Raw genomic sequence first — 4,964 nt, 5'->3', positions numbered from 1 at the left:
CCACCGCCCCGACCGCCCGCGCCCGAACCAGCCACGCCGCCGGGGGTGATGTTCATCGAATCCAGCACGCAAGAGCCGTTTGACGCCCGCGAACTCTTCGTGGTCGAGGTCGCCGGCATCGAGCGCTGGAAGCTCGCCGAATTCAAGGGCCTGGACCCGGAGAGCCTGCAGCGCCTGGTGCGCCAGCGGGTGACGCGCGTGAAGCCCCTGCGCTTCGGCGCGATCACGGTGCTGGACGTGGACGTCGGCACCCTGTCGTCGCCCGACGCCAGCCATGAACTGGGCCGGCTGCAGAAGCTGCTGAAGGAGCCGGACCTGGGCCTGGACGTGCTGCGCTTCTGGCACAACGATCCGCTGGAGTAGGGCGCCATGGCCGCCGCCGATCCCTATGTCGTCGCCAAGGCCAGCCTGCGCGACAACGTCAAGACGCTGATCGCGGTGTTCGGCGGCATCGCCGGCGTGCTGCTGGCCGGTGCGCCGTTTTCCGGCTACGGCTCGCTCGAACTGTTCAGCCCGCGCTGGATCGTGGCCTCGCTGGCCTTGCTCGTGTCGCTGCTGCTGCTGGGCTGGTCCGTGCGCCGCCTGCTGTTCGTGCTCACGCCCGATCTGGCGTACACCAACCTGCTGATCGACACCACCCAGGACGCCGAGATCCTCGCCGTGCAGGCCGAGTTCGCGCGGCGCAAGGACGAGCTGCTGCCCAAGCGCAACCCCAACGACCCGAACAGCCCGCGCATCGATTCGGTGAGCCGCCTGATCGAAGAGAAGCGCCTGGCCTGGGAGCACTACCAGGCCGACACCACGAAGGTCGATCGCAAGGAGGAGTACGACCGCCTGGCCGACGCGCTGGCGGCCGTCAACCACTGGAGCGCGTTCACGCGCCTGCACGTGCGCGTGTCCAGAGGCACCGACACCGTCTTCTGGGCCGGCCTGGCGGCGATCATCTCCATCGCCGTGTTCGCGGTGGCCTCCAACGCGCCGAAGAAGGAGACGGCCAGCGCGCCCACGGTCTACGTGGTGCTGCCGTCGAGCCCCTCGCCGGTGGCGGCGGCCGACCCCTTGCCGGTGCTGCCGCCGGTGCTCTTCGCGACCGGCAAGGCCGAGCTCTCGCGGCAGGCCGTGGCGGACATCGACAAGGCCCGCGACCACCTGCGCGCGCACCCCGACGTGGGCATCCTGATCGTGGCCCACACCGACACGGTCGGGGGCGATGCGCTCAACGACGCGCTCGCGATGCGCCGCGCCCGCAGCGTGGCCGAGCTGCTGCGCGAGCAGGGCGGCATTGGCGCGGCCCGCATCTTCGTGGCCCCGCTGGCGAAGAAGGACCTGCCGGCGCTGACGGCGCAGGACACCGAGAACCCGGCCAACCGGACCGTCCAGATGATCCTCATCCCCTTGCCCCCCCAGCGCCCGCGATGAGCCGCGCGATCGACCGTCCGCTCGGCCTGCTGCGCTCCTTCCTCGTGTACCGCGCCATCCCCTGGCGCGGCGCGCAGCTGCGGCGCTTCTACCGCCGCTTCCTGCCGGTGGGTGGTCTGGCGTTCGACGTCGGCGCCCACGCCGGCAACCGCGTGGCGGCGTTCCGCCAGCTCGGCGCGCGCGTGGTCGCGCTGGAGCCGCAGCCCGATTTCGTGCGGCTGCTGGGGCGCCGCTTCGGCCACGATGCGCAGGTGGCGCTGCTGCCGCAGGCCCTGGGCCGCGCGCCCGGCGAAGCCCGCCTGATGGCCAGCCCGCGCACGCCCACCGTGGCCACGCTCTCCACCGATTTCGTGCAGCGCGCGGGCGCGGCACCGTCGTTCCGCGGTGTGCGCTGGGAAGCCGGGCCGCTGGTGCCCGTGACCACGCTGGACGCGCTGATCGCCACGCACGGGCGGCCCGATTTCGTGAAGATCGATGTGGAGGGTTTCGAGCTGGAGGTGCTCATGGGTCTGAGCCAGCCTCTGCCGGCGCTGTCCTTCGAGTTCGTGCCGGCCGTGCGCGACGTGGCGCTGGGTTGCATCGACCGGCTCGAAGCCCTGGCCGGGCCCGGGCGTTACCGTTATGCGGTGTCGCTGGGCGAGCGGCAGCACCTGCTCCAGCCCGAAGGCGAGGGCGCCGAGGCGATGCGCGGCTGGCTGCGCGCCTTGCCGACGGACGCGCCCTCGGGCGACGTGCACGCCTGGCTCGTGGCCTGAGCCGCCTCAGGACCCGGTGTGCGGCGGGCTGCTCGCGGGCGCGCCCACGTGCTCGAAGCCCTGCACCTCGTGCGCCCCGGGCGCGTTGAACACCGCCAGCAGCACCTCGGTCAGCCGCTGCATCGGCCCCAGCGCCTCCGCCGGTGGCGTGAGCCCGGGCGCGAAGCCGCTGCCCAGCAGGCGCTGCAGCAGGGCGCGGTCCTCGCTGATCACGTGCACCGGCACGTCCCACGACACCGCGGGCCCGCTCACCAGCGCGGGCGGCTGGTGGTCGCCCACCACCACCATCACCAGCGGTCGGGCCGAGCGCTGCTTCAGGTAGTCCGCCAGCCAGGCGTGCTGGTAGCGCAGGCTCTCCAGGTAGGGCGGCAGGGGCTCGCGCACCGCCAGCGGCGCCGCCTGCGCGGCCAGCGCCTGCGCTGCGCTGTAGGTCTGGGAGCTGGTGCGCAGCGATCCGCCCGGCACGAAGGGCGCGAGCGGGTGAAAGGGGGCGTGCGTGCTGGTGGTCGGGAACACCACGAAGCGCGGCGCGCGATCCGTGGTGGGCGCGAGTTCCTGCGTGTGCAGCAGCGCCAGCGCCGCCTGGTCGGGGATGCGCCAGTAACCGAAGTTGGGCCCGGTGTAGCCCATGTCGGCGTCCTTCGCGAGGCGGTCGAAGCCGTAGAAGGCGCCTTCGGGCCAGGGGCGCTTGAGGCCCGGCATCCAGCCCACGGTGCGGTAGCCATGGCGCGCGAAATGGCGCACCAGCGTGGGCCGGTCGCTGGCGAGCAGCAGGTCGTGGTCGCCCGGGTCGCTGGTGTCCACGCCGGCCAGCAGCGCGGCGTGCGACAGCCACGAGGCACCGCCGAAGGTGGGCGCGGTCACGCGCGCGCTGACCACGGTGCGGCCACCGGCGTGGATGGCCTCGTCCAGCGCCGCGCGCGCCGCCACCAGCCCGACGGCCTGCTCGGGCCGGTCGAAGCTCACCGTGCCGTAAGACTCGGCGAACACCAGCAGCACGTCCGCCGGGCCCCGTGGCCCGATCAGGCCGGAGAGATCGCCGTCGAAGGCCGGGCCCGCGCCCAGCACCGACTCGGCCGAGGCCGGCCAGGCCACGCGCGCCAGCAACTGGCCCTGGTGCACCAGCGTGGGTGTGAGCGGCAGCGAGAAGAACCAGCGCGTGTCGCGCTCACCGGGCACGTAGGCGGCGAAGCTGAGCGTGCACGCGGCCACGGCGGCCAGCAGCCAGGGCCCGGGGCGCTCCCAGGCCAGGCACCGCGCCAGCACCACGATCGCGCGGCGCACAAGGCCCACCAGCAACACCGCGCCCAGCAGCAGCGCCAGCGCCAGGCCCAGCAACTGCCAGGCGGGCAGGGTCTGGGCGGCCAGCCGCAGCAGTTCGGCGGCGTGGCGCCCGTCCCAATACACATTGACCGGCCGGCCCAGCACGGCCGGGGCCGTCACGTCCGCGTAACGCACGAACACGAGGAAGACGAAGCCGAGGGACCACGCGGTGGCCGCGCGCGCCGAGAGCCGGCCGCGCCAGCGCACCCAGCCCATCAGCGCCACCACGGCCAGGCACAGCTCGAACGACAGGCGCGGCATGGTGCGCACGCCGAAACCCGGCCAGCGGTTCTCGAAGGTCCACAGCGCGTTGAGCAGCGCGAACGCCAGGCCGAAGCGCAGCAGCCACGGCAGCCACCGAGGCGGCGCGGCGCGCGCGTCGCTCACTGGCGCACCGCTTCGAACTCGATGATCAGCGGCACCTCGTCACCGACCCAGCCGTTGGACACCGCGTAGTTCATGCCGTAGGCGCTGCGCTTGAAGCTGCCGCGCGCGGACACGCCCATGGTGTAGGGCTTGCGCAGCGGCCCGCCCATGGGCGACTCGGCGCTCTTGTTCCAGGTGGCCTGCAGCGTGAGCGGTTGCGACTTGCCCAGCAGCTCCAGCTGGCCGCTGATCTCGAAGTTGCGCTCGCTGGTGCGCTTGGCGCTGCTGGCGGTGAACACCATGCGCGGGAACTCGCCGCTGTTCAGGAAGTCGGGGCCCTTCAGGTGCTCGTCGCGCTTGCGCTGGTTGCTGAAGACGCTGGCCGTCTCCACCTCGATGCGCACGTCCGACAGCGTGGCCGTGGCCTCGTCGAAGCGGTAGCTGCCGCGAGCCGAGCGGAACAGGCCCAGCACCTTGGCGTAGCCGATGTGGTCCACCAGAAACGCGATGGTGATGTGGTCCGGGTCCAGCTCGTACTTGGCTGCCTGGGCGTGCGCGGGCGAGCTGGCCAGCAGGTGGGCGCAAAGCGCCAGTGGCAGGAGTAGGGCGGTGGAAGTGCGCATGGCTCAGGTCTCCGTGAGGGTGGGGCGCTGCCGCGCCAGGGTCCGGATGTCGACGGCGAACGAAAGGCTCAGCAGGGCCAGGCTGAAGGCGGCCAGCGAGGCCGCCAGCCAGGGCGGCACGATGGGCCCCAGGCAGATGATGAGCGCGGTGATCTGCACCACGCACACCGTCTGGCGGCGCTTGCTCGGTGGCAGGGCGCCGGCCAGCCAGGGCCAGGGCTTGGAGGCGGCCACGAAGGCGTAGCGCATCAGCCCCGAAGCCAGCACCCAGGGGCCGGCCTGGCCGGCCTGCAGCACCAGCGCGCACAGCACCAGGGTGAAGGCCGCGTCGGTCTCCATGTCGAAACGGGCGCCGAAGGCGCTGGCCAGGCCGCTGCGCCGGGCCAGCGCGCCGTCCACCGCGTCGAGCAGGGCCGTGGCGGTGGCGATCACCACCAGCCACCAGGCCGCCGGGGTCATCGAAGCCAGGGGCGGGCGG

The 4,964-nt window shown here is 72.8% G+C and carries 6 protein-coding genes; 3 read left to right on the top strand and 3 right to left on the bottom strand.

What is annotated here, in order from left to right; genetic code table 11:
* From AC3WPZ_RS27550 to AC3WPZ_RS27540, 3 genes are all read left to right on the top strand, one after another.
* On the top strand, positions 1 to 363 hold a 363-nt coding region (locus AC3WPZ_RS27550), incomplete at its 5' end, for a hypothetical protein (RefSeq protein ID WP_492442522.1).
* 6 nt (positions 364 to 369) lie between these two features.
* On the top strand, positions 370 to 1,419 hold the full coding sequence (locus tag AC3WPZ_RS27545; RefSeq protein ID WP_444686650.1) for an OmpA family protein: 1,050 nt from the start codon (positions 370 to 372) through the stop codon (positions 1,417 to 1,419).
* Complete coding sequence (locus AC3WPZ_RS27540; RefSeq protein ID WP_444686649.1) at positions 1,416 to 2,174, top strand: FkbM family methyltransferase; 759 nt, start codon at positions 1,416 to 1,418, stop codon at positions 2,172 to 2,174. Before AC3WPZ_RS27545 ends, AC3WPZ_RS27540 begins: the two co-directional genes overlap by 4 nt.
* A gap of 6 nt (positions 2,175 to 2,180) precedes the next feature.
* Here AC3WPZ_RS27540 and AC3WPZ_RS27535 read toward each other — a convergent pair whose 3' ends face one another.
* The 3 genes from AC3WPZ_RS27535 to AC3WPZ_RS27525 all read right to left on the bottom strand — a co-directional run.
* Positions 2,181 to 3,884: a sulfatase-like hydrolase/transferase gene (locus AC3WPZ_RS27535; protein WP_444686648.1), complete on the bottom strand. Its 1,704-nt coding sequence runs from the start codon at positions 3,882 to 3,884 to the stop codon at positions 2,181 to 2,183.
* Positions 3,881 to 4,486, bottom strand: a complete 606-nt coding sequence (locus AC3WPZ_RS27530; RefSeq protein WP_444686647.1) for a YceI family protein — start codon at positions 4,484 to 4,486, stop codon at positions 3,881 to 3,883. Before AC3WPZ_RS27530 ends, AC3WPZ_RS27535 begins: the two co-directional genes overlap by 4 nt.
* A 3-nt stretch (positions 4,487 to 4,489) precedes the next feature.
* On the bottom strand, positions 4,490 to 4,964 hold a 475-nt coding region (locus tag AC3WPZ_RS27525; RefSeq protein WP_492442519.1), incomplete at its 5' end, for a CDP-alcohol phosphatidyltransferase family protein.

Source organism: Hydrogenophaga sp. FW305-3-2-15-A-LB1 (assembly GCF_058787875.1).
This window is presented reverse-complemented; position numbering and strand designations above follow the sequence as displayed.

Excerpts from the sequence above, each read along its gene's own strand:
- AC3WPZ_RS27545 (WP_444686650.1), top strand. The coding sequence starts at position 370 with ATGGCCGCCGCCGATCCCTATGTCGTCGCCAAGGCCAGCCTGCGCGAC.
- AC3WPZ_RS27540 (WP_444686649.1), top strand. The coding sequence starts at position 1,416 with ATGAGCCGCGCGATCGACCGTCCGCTCGGCCTGCTGCGCTCCTTCCTC.
- AC3WPZ_RS27530 (WP_444686647.1), bottom strand. The coding sequence starts at position 4,486 with ATGCGCACTTCCACCGCCCTACTCCTGCCACTGGCGCTTTGCGCCCAC.